The following is a 15710-nucleotide window of genomic DNA, read 5'->3' as shown; positions in this document are numbered from 1 at the left end:
TGCTTATATATTTGTTCCTTCATTTTTGTAAAAAGGAAATACAACATTAGTTCTAGAGTTGGTTGCTCTAACCGTATAATCTATCGCAACAATTAATTTCCCTTCTAAAGAATCAGACTCAGAAATATCTATTTTATTTACATCTATTCTGGGTTCATGATAAAGAATGGCTGTTTTAATTAAATCGGTGATATAAGTTATTAGTGTTCTGTTAAGCGATTCAAATATTAATTCTTCCAGATTACAACCGTAATTTGGAAGCATAATGCGCTCTCCTAACCGCGTTGTTAGCAAAACATGCAAACTACTTTTTATGTCATCCTCATTGGAAAACATTTTAGTTTGCTTTTGCTCTCTAATAAACTCAGGAGGGAAAGCCCAACCTGTTCCTAAAAATGATTTTATAATTTTCATAACTACCCTATTAAAACTGTAAACTCTCCAAGAGCTATGGTGCCTCCATGGGCGGTAGAATCTCCCATTCTTGCTGCTGGCATGCCACCAATCATTACGGTGGACGACCCCATAATAATAGTATCTGGAGGCCCTACACAGGTTGCCATATCTCCTACTCTTGCTGCTGGCAAATTTCCAATAATAACAGTTGGTTCCCCTGCAGGTAAAATAGGGCCTCCCACATGTGGTACACCCGCTGTTACCATTGGGCATACATGCATATCTGTTATTCGTGCTGCTGGTGCTCCCATAAACTAATTAATTTGTACTAATGATCCTTTTAAAACAGCAATGGCACTAGTAGACACTTCGGCTCCGGCCGATCCTTCTGCTTTAAACTCAGCATTGGCTTTAATTTCCACGTTTGTGCCTTCTATAGTCACATCACCAGATGCTTTTATAGTAATGTCTCCACCACTTTCCATACTTATACCATTACTATCAATTATAATAACATTTGAGTTATCATCTTCTACCGTTATTTTATTTGCATCTTCATCTAGCGATATCATTTTTCCTGCTGGTGTTGAAATGCTAATGGATTTTTTGTCGTCGTTAAACACTACCTTCATTTCACTTCTGGTAACAAACCCTTTTTCATGATTATCATCGCTAGCTGTAAATGGTGCCGGTTTTGCGCTACTATGAAGCATTCCTAAAACCACAGCGTCATTTGGGTCTTCATTAATAAAACCAACGATAACCTCGTCGCCAATTTCGGGTCTGAAAAACGCCCCCCTGTTCTCTCCTGCATCTAAAGATGCTATACGACACCAAATGCCCTGTTCTTTATTATTTATTATTGGAATTTGTATTAAAATACGTTCTTCACCCTCTGGGTCTTCCTCCAATTGCGAAACCACGCCAATTTGTAATCCTGGAATAGCAGATACTAATCCGGCGGCTGGTTTGGGGTTGATATCAAAAGTTTCTGAAAACCATTCTGGGTTTAGTCCAAACTGCGCATTAACTGTCCAGTTACCTTCCGAAATGGTATGACTTACGCCAGACACGTACGCATTACCACTAAATCGATCGCCAACACCTTCAAGTTTTAGCATGGTATTTGGTTTTACAGTTGGAATGCCTTGAAACTTAACGCGACCTCTAATTTTAGCCATTTGCTGAAATAGCCATTTCGAATCGGCCCAATTTTGCAATTCGGAATCTGTTATGGCCCCACCGTGCCTAAGCTCTATGGATTCTAAACCTATAACATCTTCTAAATCGGAGGCACTTAAATTACCATTGAGTTCTACTGCTGGATTATTAGCATCAATTTCCAATAGTTCCTGATTGGCATGGTTCCAACCAAATGAAGATACTTTTTTCACCTGATGTCTAGCATCTATTTCTGCATCAAAATCCAACATGGATGCTCCAAACGTAACAGTTTCTATTTCGGACTGCCTAATATTTGGTGCAGCTATGGTTAACTTACCGTCATCAACAAAACACAATTTACCATTAGCCTGTGCCCGAACCACCATAAAATCCCAATCGGATGTATTGTATTGAACCAACTCCGGATGCTCAAAGCTCGTTGCCTCTAAATCACTTTCTAATGAATATTTAGCTAGAATTTCCTCGAAAACATCGCTATCCTTACTTTCATAAAAATAATGGCTCTTTCTGCCCATAGTCATCTTTACAGCTTCATCTTTGCATTCAACAATGAGGTGAGCTGTGCTGGACCGTATTTTTATATTGTGTTTAATTATAATCCCTTTAAAAATAGTTTCCTCATCGGAATGGTATCCAGCCGTAATCTCAATTTTTTTTCCTGGTATTAATAGATCTTCATTACTCAATTTAAAATCCCTAACAGAGGCTTCACCATCCAACAAAATAATGGTAGCGGTTGGTATTCTATTAACTTCTTTAGTTACCGTAATAGTTATTACCTGGTAAACCTTTGAAAGTTCTTCACCATCCGTTAAGATCTTGAAGGTCACAAGATCTGGATTTTTTGATGTTTGGATAATGCCACTATTATTCATTTATGCTTTTTTTATTAAAGGAGGAAAGAATAATTCTTGTCCTGGTATTAGTTTTCTAAAATTGTATAAATTGTTTGATTTTGCCACTTCCAAATAATACTTTGAATCTCCATAAATTCTAAAAGTCATTAAAGGCAAAGTATCGCCTGCTTTCACAATACGCCTATGTGTTAAGTCTGGCGATTTATTATTTTCTCTAGCGGCCCTTAAATCTTCATCTACAGCTCCCTTAACCTTTAATTTTGCCAAGGCTCTAAGGGGCGTGCCATCGGGAGCAAATAATTTAAATTCTATAGAAAGGTCTATCAATGAGCCTTTAAAAAGGAGCGCTCCCCATCCTATTTGTAAATAATATGGTTTATGCTCCTCACCGCTATAATCAAATACAATTTTTTTAAACCTATCAATCTGATCTATAATTCCATCCTTTTGGTTTGGCTTGCCATCTATAACTCCTGTACTATCAAAAAGTAATTCCACATTCAATTCCTGTGGAGATATTCTCGTGAATTTTGGTTGTGCAGCACTAGTACCCTGCCCTTGTTCCTCCTGATATTCAGGTTTATAAACGATGACATACTTTTCTGGATTTAACAATGTAATAAATTCACCATCTTCAACAGGATCGTTAAATTTTTCATCTTTATATGCCTTTATTATCAGCTTTTGTAACTTACCTTCACTCATGGCTTATCGCTCTTTTTGTTCCTTAATACGCTCCATCACTTCTTCTACACATATGGCGATGATTTCAGATTTATCACGTTCCAATGTTTTTACAGTTCCCGTGCGATTCGTGCTTTCGTCTACATTAATTTTTATGAATAGTTCCTTTATTTCTATTGGCATTAGTCTAAGATTTTGAAATAATTATAAGCTAATTCGAGGGTTTCGATTACGATTTTATTTTCCTCTGCATTAAAATCAGCCACATTCCATTTTACAGGATATGCTTTTGAAATGCTCCATGTTTGTAATGGTTCATGTTTTTCGTCCAACAAACTTACCGTAACATCTATTGGTTCAATTTCAAAATCTTCCAAGGCTTTTCTGCACCAAGAAATAACTCCAGAACCCATAAGCATTCCCCGTTTTAAAACTAAATTGGGATATTTAGTTCGTACTGGTATTTTATGTTTGAACCTGTTTTCTCCACCTTCAGCAATTTCTTCAGTTTCAAGATCTACTGATAAACCAGAAACCGATTGAAATTGGTGGTCATTTTTATTATTAGAAATATCTGTAAAATCAACCTTAAAATGAAAACCTACGGGTGGATAATAAGACGCCATATTATGCTAATGAAAGTTTTTCGTGTACAAATTCAGCCGTTTCAATAGCTATTTCGTTACCATCTGCCTTTAAATCGGTAGACTGAATTTTAGTGATGTAAGCATTTTGAGCTTTCCAGGTAATTACAGGCTCGTGTTTTTCATCTAACATACTTATTGTTAAATCGCCTCTGAATTGATCTTCCCCTTCTTGAAAAAACACGGTTTTAACCCATTGATTATAGAACTCCTTGCTTTTATTAGCAAAAGAGCCTCGCTTAATAGTTATATTACTGTATTTCTCCAAGCCAGGTTGTTTCGATTTATAATACACGTTATCTGCACCTGCTCTATATTCGATTACTTCACGCTCAAAATCTAATCCCGACACTTCCGTACAATTAAACTCTACGTCGCCATGGGTTACTTTAAAATGAAATTTTGGTAATGGATATGTTGCCATGATATTTTATGTTTTTAAATTATTTATTGTGGTATATGAATTCCGCTTTACGGAAAGACTTATTCAACTATTAAAATTGAAAATTGCTTTGTTGAAATCTATTTTTGGTTTTATTAAGCTTCTTGCATTTTGTGCGAGAATTTTAGAATAATAAATTCTGCGGGGCGTACTGCTGCCATACCTATTTCAATAATCAAATTGCCCTCAAGCACGTCTAGAGCTGTCATAGTTTCACCTAAACCCACTTTTACATAAAATGCTTTATCGGGTGTAGAGCCTGCCAATGCACCTGCCTTCCATTGTTGTGTTAAGAAATTATCTATCATTGCCTTAACACGTACCCAGGTGTTTTTATCATTAGGTTCAAAAACAAACTGTTCGGTTGCTTTTTTAATAGATTCCTCTGCCATATTGAAAAACCGTCTAACGGAAATATAACGCCATTCATTATCATTACCTGCAAGTGTTCTAGCTCCCCAGACTAAATTACCTTTACCAACAAACGCCCGAATTGCATTTACAGATTTGCCTGCAGTTACATCTACATTTAAGGCCATTTGCGCTTCATGAGATATTTGTACAGATGGTTTAACAACATAACTTAAACCCACGTTTGCTGGTGCTTTCCACACTCCGCGGGTACTGTCTACCCTTGCATAAACGCCTGCCATTGTTGCACTTGGAGCCAGCTTTATTGGTAATAAGCCAATCTCTGCTTTTATTAAATTATAAAGTGCATTGTTGGCATCTTTTAATTGTGCTAATGTTGGTACATTAACCACGCCCAAATCCACAATAGCTTCATGAAAAAGGAATAATTCATTTGCTGTTATTTGGCCTTCTAAACTCGTATAAATACCATTATTAGTCATATCAACTTCATCCGTTAACCCAAGTAATGCAAAGATGTTTGTTGAGTTATTTTGTAAAGTATTCATTAATTTAGTTTGACTATCGTCTTCGTTTAATTTAAAAATAAGTCCACTTAAACTAGATAGTGTTGCTTCTAAATTTGTATCCATCCAAACTGTCATATTATTACTAGTCGGATCTAAAGCGCTTCCTTCTACAGCATTTGCTTTATCAATTAAACCGTTGATATTATCTTTAATATTATTTAAAAAATTAAAAATATCTTGGGTGTTTCTGATCACGGTTGGTTTAAAGGATATGGCAGTTGATGGAGTTGCTAAATCAATATTATCCTTAGTGGTTACAAGTGCTAGTAATAGACTAGAAAGTTCTGATAAATCGATTCCATCAATTACCCCATCAGCAATATTGGATAAGCTTTCTTCTATACCAGTTACGCTTACATTGGCTTCATTATACGCATAATCTAGTATGGTTTCTAAAAACGGATAATAAGAAGCACCATATTTTAAGAAATCCTTTTCCAATGAAATTTTACTTCTTAAAGCTTCTACAGGATTTACATCACCACTTCCATCGTCGTATTCCTGATCTCTATAAGTGTCAATAATTGTAAACCGGTCTTGTAATTTATTACATTGCTTTAATGCTCCTTCGTACAAACCATAGAAATCGCTGTCGCTTATCAAGGAAGTAGCATCAGGAAATACAATTAAAGTGGGTTCATCCAACATTTCTAAGCGATTTAAACCATCCATAAGACCTTTAAATCCATTGTTTCCTACTTCTTGCAAAATAACTGGCGCAATAGAATTATTTGTTTTTGAGGTTGTATAAGTTCCAACGGCTATTATGTAACATGGACCGCCTCCATTTGCAAAATACATTTGCATATTGTAATACATTTTAAAATGTGAAGGACTGGTAGGTTGAGATACTACTACCTCTTGGTTATTTAAACCTGCATTAATAATATTTACGCCAATGGTCGTTTCCGGTTCTGCATACCCAAAAAAAGTTTCGTATTCCAGCATTGAAGAAATTCGTACTGGATTCATAATAAGATCTCCGGCCTCTTTCTTTTTAGCCTTTTCCGTATAACCAATAAAAGCAGGAATTGCCGTTTCAACTTGAGCTACTGAAGGTGGAAATTTAACAATCTCCTCGATGTAGACTCCTGGTGTTTTGTAATTTGCCATAATTTTAAATGTTAAATTTTGTTTTTAAATAAATATTTCAGAATAATAATCTTCACCCTCTTTTTTTACAGAAGTCACTCTTGGATTTGGAAATACATAATTAGCAGGGTTTGTAGTGGGAGGTTCTAAACCATTAATATCAAAATGGTCGCTTTTAATTTCTATGAAACCATTTTTCATAGACCATAATTTCCTGTTAGTTGTTAATTTTGCGTTATCAGATTTACTAATATACCTCCAGAAGGTTTTTCTGTTTACAAAACTTAAAGTTATACTAGGAGGTGTTTCTAAAAGGTATTGTTTCCTATTATTAGCATCGTCAAAGTCTAAAATATGGCTATCATTATCTCCCTTGGCACATATTCGTAAATACCCAATAACATTATTCTTTCTTTTTTTCTGGATACTTGCGTTTAGTAAGGCTGCAATTTCATCTCTTTTTTCTTGCGCAGTTAAATTTTTATTTTCCTCTATAAGGTTAATAATATAACTTAATGAAAATTGATTTTTTGAAGTATGAAATGCCTCTTCTTCTTCATTCAACTGACGAATTAAATCTTGTGAAGCTTTGGAATTTAACAAATAACGGTCATCAATAGGTCCGCCATCATCAACAAATACATTCTTAAAATTCACAGATTGTCCTTCTGGTACTTGATTTGTAAAAAGATATAACCTATTTTCATTAAGATCTTTAAGGTTAGTATAATTATTAAAGTAAGCATCCGTGGCTCGAACCTCGAAAGTGAAGGTGGTTGTTTCATTTAAAAAAATAAAAGGCTCATACTTGTTTTCTTCTTTTAATGCTGAAATAAGAAGACAAAAACCCTCTGAATTATATCGTAGTAGCAATCTTTGGTATTTAAGCAAACTTAAAGTAGCTCCGTAAGGACTTATAGTTAAAAACTCATTTATAGCATATTTGCCTAAGGCATCTTTTTTTTCAATTTCACTCAGCACATCATCGGTTTCATCAACAGGAAGAAACTTCTTGTCGTTACTATCCAAAAAATAGCCATGATGGATATTTACCTTAAAAAGCGGTTTATAAAACATACTACTTGTTTTTAAAATTATGATTGATCTCGGTAATTAATTCACCTTGTTTAAGAGTTAAATCACGTTCAATATTTAACAACGTAATCTTATAAATTACAGATGGAAATTGCTTACCTCCAAGGGTTCCCCAAATAAAATTGAGTTCCTCGAATGTGGGGGTATAAAGTCTAGTAATAAACTCAAAATCATTTACCTGCATCAAATCGCCTTCACGAATAAAGTTTGTATTATCTTGAGTAAAAACCATTTTTCCTTGGAAAAACTCAATAATTTTAGTAAGGTTTTTTAAAGCTTCCTCGTAACTGGAATTAATACTACTAAAAAGCGCGTAGAGGTTTAAATTGACTTTCGGATTCCTATAATTTACCTCTGTATTATTTACGTAATTATTAGATATGTTCTTTAAAGCAAACTCCTCTTGAATATTTATCAAAGTCAATACAATGATATTACCATTACCACCATCTTTATCAATATCAATAGCAGCAATGTTATCTAAAGACACAATTTTTTCATCCTGAAAATAGGAATCCAATTCTTCTTTAATAATCTTTAGCACCTCAAAAATCATAATTTTTGTGTTTAAATTAAATTCTTTAGTGCTTAGGGATAAGTTTATTTAGAAGCAACAAGTTACTAATTGTGAGAAGTTTAATCAATCCCCATTTTTAGGGATTTACAAATATTGGCCGTTTAAAAAATCATTAATCACTTGAATAATGATTTTCATAACCACAGAGAAATTCAACATTTTTAAACAATATTAACAAAGACCACAAATAAGCAGGAAAACTTTTAAAAGTCGCTTGATAATTGATTCGCAACGTATATAACATACAAAAAAAAAGCCACAAAAACAGTAATTTATTTACGTAAACACTTAATAATAAACTCATTAATTACTTACTTAAAAATCGATATATAATTGATGTTAATCAAATAAAAAAAACCACAAAACTATTACACAGAGATTTCTAAATTGAAATAAAGATGTTGCCCAAGCCAGTATAAAAAAAATTGCTAATTTTAGCTAAATAAAATTTATTTGCTCGTTTACTAGATCCTGTGGGTTTCTTTCCAGAAAATCTAAACTCACAAATTCGCAATGGCTATAAAGGACCACTAAAAACAATAACTAAATAAGAATATATGAAACATGTTAGTCCCATTTTTTTAATAGCATTCGTTGGAAGTATTTCCTTTGGTCAAAATCCATTTATTAGACATATGTATACTGCAGATCCCTCTGCTCGTGTGTTTAACGACACTCTTTACGTCTATCCATCACACGACCCAGATAATGCCGATTGGTTCGATATGGTAGATTGGCATGTGTTTTCAACTACCGATATGGTAAACTGGACCGATCATGGTGTTGCTTTAGATATTAAAGATGTGAAGTGGGCCGAAAAATACGCATGGGCACCAGACTGTATAGAAGCAAATGGGAAGTATTATTTTTATTTTCCAACTGATCAATTTCATATAGGTGTTGCCGTAAGCAATAAACCAACTGGTCCATTTGTTGATCCTTTAGGTAAACCACTTATTTCAATGGATACCGAAGGCGTTGTGTGTAACAGAGATTTTATTGATCCCGGTGTATTTATTGATGATGATGGGCAAGCTTATTTATATATGGGACAGTTAGTTGTAAATGCCATTAAGCTTAATAAAGATATGATTTCATATGATGGTGTTGTTCATTTACTAGAAGGTACCGATGATTTTTTTGAAGCTTCGTGGATGCATAAGTATAACGGAAACTATTATTTATCTTATGTTGGAAATAGTGGTGAAATAAAATATTGCATGTCTAACAATCCTTTAGGACCATTTGAGTATAAAGGCGTCATTTTAGAAAAAATGAATAGCGGTACAAATCATCATTCCATAGTTGAATACAAGGGGCAATGGTATATGTTTTATCATAACTCGGATTTGTACTACAGCAACCATCCTGATGTAGAAGAGAAATTTGGTTGGGGTCACGACGGAAGCCCACACCCTTTCCGCCGATCCATATGTTTTGATAAATTAAATTACAATGAGGATGGCACCATTCAAAAAGTAATACCAACTAAGTAGAATATAAATCAACAAAAAAATTAATACTGAACAGAACATTTTGCATAAGTAACGGCTGGGTAAATTCTAAACATTAAATTTGTAGTATATTCAATCTTTGTTTCAATCTGAAAATACTTATACAATTTACCATTAGCAAAAATGAAAAAAATGAAAAAAAGCTTATTACCGATACTCACCCTATTATTTTCTTTTCAATTTATAACGGCACAAACTGATAATTTACAATGGCTAGATATTGAATTATCTAACTATCCATATCCTTATGCTGTTTCTGTTTTAGAATTGAAAATACAAGAACAAGATTTAAAAATGGCTTATATGGATGTTAAGCCCGAAAATTATAATGGCAAAAACATCGTTTTATTTCACGGTAAAAATTTTAATGGTGCCTATTGGAAAACTACTATTGAAGCCTTAACTAATGAAGGTTTTCGTGTTATTGTTCCAGACCAAATAGGTTTTGGAAAATCTTCTAAACCACAGCATTTTCATTACACGTTTCAACAATTAGCGCAAAATACAAAAACATTATTAGACACTTTAAAAGTTGAAAAAACAGCTATCTTAGGACATTCTATGGGCGGCATGTTAGCCACGCGCTTTGCATTAATGTATCCTAAAATGACAGAAAAATTCATTTTGGAAAACCCAATTGGCCTTGAAGATTGGAAATTAATTGTACCGTACCAACCCGTTGAATGGTGGTACCAAAATGAACTTAAAAAAAGTTACGATGGTATAAAAAAGTATCAATTAGTAAACTATTATGATAACAAATGGAAACCTGAATACGACCAATGGGTAAATTTACTTGCCGGTTGGACACTTAATTCAAATTATAAAATAATAGCTTGGAACAATGCTTTGACCTATGATATGATTTTTACGCAACCAGTAGTATATGAGTTTAAGAATATTACAGCACCAACATTACTAATTATTGGAACTAGAGATCGAACCGCTTTGGGTAAACCCTTAGTGACAGAAGAAGGGCAAAAAACCATGGGTTTATATAACGAATTGGGAAAGAAAACACAGAAGGAAATACCTAATTCAGAATTAGTAGAAATAGAAAATGTTGGACACTTGCCACATATTGAAAAATTTGAAAGTTTCATTAAACCTCTTATAAGATTTTTAAAAAAATAACTTTTTAAGTACTTAATTTGCTATGCTTAATTACATCTGTGGTAATTGGTATACTTTGTCTGTAAATCCAAATAATCACTTTTTTTACATTTATACTTCAAGTCATATTTAAAAATCCAATATGGAAGCTGGTGGAAGCGGCACGTTGTTTTGCTTTCGCCAAGCTGTAAGTTGGCTTAATAGTTCACCAGTTTTGTTTTTGTTTTTATCTGCAAGATTTTCTGTTTCCTTTAAATCTTCTTTCAAATTGTATAACTCCACTTTGCCATCATTCAAAAACTGAATGAGTTTCCAATCGCCTTTTCTAATTACAGAACAAGGTGGATTTTTGTAAGTACTCGCCAAATGCCAAAACAAGGCACGTTCTTTAAAAGGTTTATTTTTCAATAAGGGAACAATAGAAGTTCCATCCAAAACTCCTTTGTAATTTTTCACTTGTGCCAAGTCTAAAAAGGTTGGAAAATAATCCATCCCACAAATAGGGACTTTAGAAATTCCTTCAACAACATTTCCTTTCCAATTGATAAAAGCAGGCACGCGAATACCCCCTTCGTAAATGGTTCCTTTTTCACCTCGTAGTGTGTTAGTATTGCTTTGTAAACCGTTGAATCCGTTATCCGAAGTGAAAATTACAATCGTGTTTTCTCTTAAACCTTGTTCATCTAAATAATTGAAAATGCGTTTTACGTTTTCGTCAATCGAAGCAATCATAGTCGCATAACCGGCTATTTCTTCCAATCGTTTTTCACCTTGTCCTGTAACGGCATCTGGAGCTTTGTTTAAAAATTTTTGGTATTGATCTTTGCTTCTCGGAATCGTTGGTCTATGCGGTGCGTAATAATGCAGGTTTACAAAAAACGGTTCGTTTTTATTGCGTTTTATAAAATCAATCGCATCATTAGTTAATCTATCCGTTAACCATTCGTCATCTTTTTTATCTTCAATAAAAGGATTTTTAAAGGGTGCTCGGTATCCACCACTTTCAGATTGATACCCTTTAACATAACCTCTGGCAGGATCGCCCCACCAGGTACCACCAACATTCTCATCAAAGCCTTTACCTGTTGGATAATACTGCTGAATTTCAGTCAATTGATGCTCTTGTAGCCAGTCTAAATTTCCGTTATCAGGTTGTTTTAATGGTTTTTCAAACGGATAATTTGCTTCTTCTTCTGGATTTGGTCCTACCACATGCCATTTACCCAAGTGAATAGATTTGTAACCTGCTTCTTTTAAAGGTTGGGCGTACATGATATGTTCCAAACCCACTGTCCAACGTGAAAAGATATTGTGCTGATTATCTCCTTTCTCCAATACAGGCACGTTGTAAACGCCCGTTCTGAACGACTGTTTTCCTGTCATTAAAGCGGTTCTTGATGGCGAACAGGTTGGGTACATATAAGCATCTGTAAACACCAAACTTTCTTTGGCAAAAGCATCTAAATTAGGTGTTTCAAACCAGTTACTACCCATAAAACCTACATCTTGCCAACCCAAATCGTCTGCCATAATAAAAATGATGTTTGGTCGTTTTTCCTGAGCAAAAGAAACTACTAACCAAAAACAAATAATAAGTTGTATAATTTTTTTAATGTTGCCCATCTAAATCTACTTTTTTAGTCCCTTCTAAAGCTTTATTAGCATCTCTTTGAATGGCACTTGGTGTATGTTGATTGGTATTTGTTTCAATTCTAAAAGACCAGGCATAGTCCGTTTTTCCTAAATTTGCTGGAGGAATAATTTCTAACCCATTTGCTGTAATGTTCCAAGAAACCTCAGTATCTGCTCCTAACAATTTTACAGATTTAACATCATTATTTGTCCAGCCTTTGGTTGCTTCTATCAAAATTGAAGAAGATGGCTCATCCAATGCAATAGCATATAATGTTGTTCCTTTAGTTGTAAACGCTAAATTTCCATTTTCTTGGTGATTTTCTTTCCAATAACGGGTTCCATAAATAGCATCTCCATTTATATTCAACCAATTCCCCATTTCGTTTAACAACTCTAATTGAGGCTCTGGAATGGTTCCATCGGCTTTAGGTCCTATATTTACTAAAAAGTTTCCGTTTCTAGATATAACCTCAACCATTTCGTCAATAACTGCATTAGCAGATTTGTACTTGTCATTTTCTAAATATCCAAAAGAAGTACCAAATGTGGTACAACTTTGCCATTTAGGACCAATTACTTTTAGTTTTAAATTGTCTTTTTCTAAACAACCTATGCCGTCTGGCCAATTTCTATTTTTCCCTTTATTGTTTAAGTAAACCTCTTGATTATTCTTGGCTCCATTATTCATAAAATCGGTAATCATCAATCTACACTGGTCATAGTAATACTGAATTTCTGGTTTAAATACTTTGGGTTCTACTAGTGTATTGTTTCCATCTCTTGTAAAAATAGGAATGTCATCAATCCATAAAAAATCAGGTTTGTATTTATCTTGAATTTCTTTCCATCTTGCTACATATTCATCAACAGCTTCTTTGCTAAACCCAAAAGGCCCATACAACGATGCTGCTTCTGGATTTCTTTTGATTTCTTCTAAAATATCATCTTGAGCTTTTGCATTTACTACATATTGCTCCTTGGTAAAAAAACTAGTATGACGTTCTCTGTGATATGATGGTGCATATTTTAAACCTTGTTTTCTAACCGCTTTTCCTAAATCTCCTACCAAATCTCTTTTAGGACCTTTATCCATAGCATTCCAAGGGGTTAAGTCTGAATCCCAATTAGCCCAACCATCATGATGTTCGGCAGTTAACACTACGTACTTGGCTCCTATTTTGGCAAACAATTCGGCCCACTCTTCCGGATTCCAATTTTCTGCTTTAAACTCCGGAATAATGTCTTTATAACCAAATTCTGGTGGTGCTGCTCCCCAACGTTCTCTTAAATAAGGATAGTAATAAGTTGAATCTTTATATATCATTTTTGGAACGTGTTCTGCATATCCGCTTCCACCTTTACGATGACCTATAACACTGTAAGGACCCCAATGGATAAAGATGCCTACTTTTCCGTCGTTAAACCAGTCTGGAACAGGCATTTTTTGTAGAGATTCCCAACTACCATCATACGGTAATTGTGCTGTTTCATTTTTCTTTGATTGAGAATTACAAGACAGCAGCGTTAAAGCGGTTGATGCAATTATAATTGAATTTTTTAAGTTCATATTCGTTTATAATTAAATTTATTTAAAAGCTGTTTTTATATCGCTAATACTCACCCCAAAAAGTGCTTTAACAATTGGGTTTAAAGTAACTTCATCTCCTTCAATGTGAAAAGTTGATTGTATATGTGTGGCTCTTTCACCTGACTTTAATGCCAGAGCAGGAGAAGATGTTTCTAACTCATAAAAAGGCCCTAAAGGTTTAGCCCCTGGCTCTGGTGCACCATCATTGTAGGCATTAATGACGTCGCCACTAAATGGTTCCTCTTGAATTTCCCACATAGAGTTTACGTAATCCGTAACATTCTTAGGTTTGTTGTATTTTACAATGGTTAAAATTCCGTTTGCTGAATCGTAAGACCCTGCAATATCTTTTGCCCGCATTGGTGTTAAGCCTATTTTACTTCTGTATTCGCCATCGCCTTTAAAGAATATAGCATTCTCTTTTACTACCAATCTATCCGAAGGCACTTTTCCAAAATAGTTATCATTTACTACCTTTCCTAATTCGGCTTCATCTCCTTGAACATAAGGAATAACAATAGTGGTATTTGGGGAGTGATTGAACATACCCAACAACCAAATAGACAACAATCCACTATCTTTTTTCCAATCTGTTTTTCCAATATTGGTTAGTATATTGGTGGTTTGATATGCTACTGTTTTTAAGTTTTCTGGAAGCGTATGCAAGCCCAATGCTTTTTGAATGTCATCTTTAGAAAGGATAGCAACTTCACGTTCAATTTCCATATCAAACTGAAAACCTGAGTAATTTTTTAAAGATGCTTTTTTAGTAAACGTAGCCGAGGTTGACGATACATTTTTCACATCAAAAGGTTCTAAATCTATTAATTTTGGTGTGTACCAATCCTCTAAGGTAAACTCAGCTCCTTTTTTAAAAAAGATAGAGTATTGTCCGCCTTCTGGCCCTAGCCAAAAACGTTCCTCTCCACCGTATACATTGATGTGTTCTTGAATTTCTTTTGATTCAAATAATGCTTTATTAATCCAACCATAGCTTCTGCCATCTTCACCATTAGCACTACTGGTCATCACTCTACCTTGCAATGCAGCTGAAACTGCAACTTTGGATTGGCCGGCTTCATCTGATAATTCAATTACTTGAATATAATCTTTCATAAAACTAACGTCATCTCCATAACTATTTGTTTCCATTTGTACTTCTTTATTTATTGTTTGATTTTCTATATTCATTTCGGATTTATTTTTTTTTCCACAAGAAATCATCAATACTAATGACAGTATTAAGATTCCTAGTTTTTGAATAGTGGATGTTTGTTTGTCTTTCATAGATGACCTTATTTGTTTACAATTATATTTTCTGTTCTAGTTAATTAGTTTGATTTGCATTACTTGCTGATTACGAACTACCTTTAAATTTACTGTTCCTTTAAGCGCATTTGTTACTTTCCCAAATTCTTGAACATTAGAGGTTTTTATTCCGTTTACAGCTTGAATCAAATCGCCTTCTAAAAGACCTGCTTTTGCCAAAGGACTATTCTTTAAAATTTCTGAAAGCACAACGCCCCCTTCTTCTTTGCTCACGCCAAATGCTGAAAATTCTTCACCTGATAAATTGCTAAAAGTAGCTCCTTGCCATTTTACCTTTTGGGTGACTTCACTTTCAACCTTATTAGCCTTTAAAATTGGCATTTCAGGTGTACGGGCAATGGCTTTTAAAGATGGCTTTTTCACACCAAATTGATTCATTGGGAAATTTTTGAAGCCCATTTTTAAAGCTGGTGAATTTTCTTTTACTCTAAAATCACCTTTTTCAGGATTGACAAACATGGGGTCACCAAAAGTTGAATTTTGATCCCAACCTAAGGTATTGGAAACTTTCATTACTTGTGCTTTATCAGCTGCGTAAAAATTACGATCTACACTGGTTTCATTTACATAAGGTTCTTTCATGCGTGCAGGTTTGTGTGCAGACATGAATATATTACT

Annotated in this window: 16 protein-coding genes; 2 read left to right on the top strand and 14 right to left on the bottom strand. The window is 34.3% G+C overall.

Annotation, left to right across the window (positions count from 1 at the left end; all coding sequences use genetic code 11):
- Positions 1-3: 3 nt before the first annotated feature.
- The 10 genes from ABYI63_RS13280 to ABYI63_RS13235 form a co-directional block, all read right to left on the bottom strand.
- A complete protein-coding gene (locus tag ABYI63_RS13280; RefSeq protein ID WP_372756883.1) occupies positions 4-414 on the bottom strand; it encodes a GPW/gp25 family protein in 411 nt (136 codons plus the stop codon).
- A gap of 2 nt (positions 415-416) precedes the next feature.
- Positions 417-707, bottom strand: coding sequence for a PAAR domain-containing protein (locus tag ABYI63_RS13275; RefSeq protein WP_372756881.1), 291 nt, complete (start codon positions 705-707; stop codon positions 417-419).
- 3 nt (positions 708-710) lie between these two features.
- The gene (gene vgrG, locus ABYI63_RS13270; RefSeq protein WP_372756879.1) at positions 711-2456 is read right to left on the bottom strand and encodes a type VI secretion system tip protein VgrG; all 1746 of its coding nucleotides are present in this window, start codon (positions 2454-2456) and stop codon (positions 711-713) included.
- The gene (locus ABYI63_RS13265) at positions 2457-3143 is read right to left on the bottom strand and encodes a LysM peptidoglycan-binding domain-containing protein (protein ID WP_372756877.1); all 687 of its coding nucleotides are present in this window, start codon (positions 3141-3143) and stop codon (positions 2457-2459) included.
- A 3-nt stretch (positions 3144-3146) separates the two neighbouring features.
- Complete coding sequence (locus tag ABYI63_RS13260; protein ID WP_372756875.1) at positions 3147-3305, bottom strand: DUF5908 family protein; 159 nt, start codon at positions 3303-3305, stop codon at positions 3147-3149.
- Positions 3305-3748 carry a phage tail protein gene (locus ABYI63_RS13255; RefSeq protein ID WP_372756874.1) on the bottom strand — a complete coding sequence of 148 codons (444 nt, stop codon included), beginning with the start codon at positions 3746-3748 and terminating at the stop codon, positions 3305-3307. The genes ABYI63_RS13260 and ABYI63_RS13255 overlap by 1 nt, the downstream gene beginning before the upstream one ends.
- A 1-nt stretch (position 3749) precedes the next feature.
- Positions 3750-4190 (bottom strand): phage tail protein, encoded by a 441-nt coding sequence (locus ABYI63_RS13250; protein WP_372756873.1) that lies wholly within the window; start codon positions 4188-4190, stop codon positions 3750-3752.
- A gap of 113 nt (positions 4191-4303) precedes the next feature.
- On the bottom strand, positions 4304-6262 hold the full coding sequence (locus tag ABYI63_RS13245; protein WP_372756871.1) for a phage tail sheath family protein: 1959 nt from the start codon (positions 6260-6262) through the stop codon (positions 4304-4306).
- A 24-nt stretch (positions 6263-6286) separates the two neighbouring features.
- The gene (locus ABYI63_RS13240) at positions 6287-7318 is read right to left on the bottom strand and encodes a hypothetical protein (protein WP_372756869.1); all 1032 of its coding nucleotides are present in this window, start codon (positions 7316-7318) and stop codon (positions 6287-6289) included.
- 1 nt (position 7319) lies between these two features.
- Positions 7320-7892: a DUF4255 domain-containing protein gene (locus ABYI63_RS13235; protein ID WP_372756868.1), complete on the bottom strand. Its 573-nt coding sequence runs from the start codon at positions 7890-7892 to the stop codon at positions 7320-7322.
- 578 nt (positions 7893-8470) lie between these two features.
- Here ABYI63_RS13235 and ABYI63_RS13230 point away from each other — a divergent pair.
- Positions 8471-9409, top strand: coding sequence for a family 43 glycosylhydrolase (locus ABYI63_RS13230; protein WP_372756866.1), 939 nt, complete (start codon positions 8471-8473; stop codon positions 9407-9409).
- Positions 9410-9559: 150 nt separating this feature from the next.
- Positions 9560-10561 carry an alpha/beta fold hydrolase gene (locus tag ABYI63_RS13225; protein ID WP_372756865.1) on the top strand — a complete coding sequence of 334 codons (1002 nt, stop codon included), beginning with the start codon at positions 9560-9562 and terminating at the stop codon, positions 10559-10561.
- Between the two features lie 108 nt (positions 10562-10669).
- Here the strand turns inward: ABYI63_RS13225 and ABYI63_RS13220 are convergent, their stop codons facing one another.
- The 4 genes from ABYI63_RS13220 to ABYI63_RS13205 form a co-directional block, all read right to left on the bottom strand.
- The gene (locus ABYI63_RS13220) at positions 10670-12163 is read right to left on the bottom strand and encodes a sulfatase (RefSeq protein WP_372756864.1); all 1494 of its coding nucleotides are present in this window, start codon (positions 12161-12163) and stop codon (positions 10670-10672) included.
- Entirely contained in the window at positions 12150-13742 is a 1593-nt protein-coding gene (locus ABYI63_RS13215; RefSeq protein WP_372756862.1) for an alpha-L-fucosidase, read from the bottom strand. The genes ABYI63_RS13220 and ABYI63_RS13215 overlap by 14 nt, the downstream gene beginning before the upstream one ends.
- 18 nt (positions 13743-13760) lie before the next feature.
- Entirely contained in the window at positions 13761-15050 is a 1290-nt protein-coding gene (locus ABYI63_RS13210) for a DUF6786 family protein (protein ID WP_372756860.1), read from the bottom strand.
- A 36-nt stretch (positions 15051-15086) separates the two neighbouring features.
- A partial coding sequence (locus ABYI63_RS13205) for a PDZ domain-containing protein (RefSeq protein WP_372756857.1) occupies positions 15087-15710 on the bottom strand: 624 nt, incomplete at its 5' end.

The sequence above is a fragment of the Mariniflexile sp. genome, assembly GCF_041583155.1.
In the GTDB taxonomy this organism is placed as follows: domain Bacteria; phylum Bacteroidota; class Bacteroidia; order Flavobacteriales; family Flavobacteriaceae; genus Mariniflexile.
This window is presented reverse-complemented; position numbering and strand designations above follow the sequence as displayed.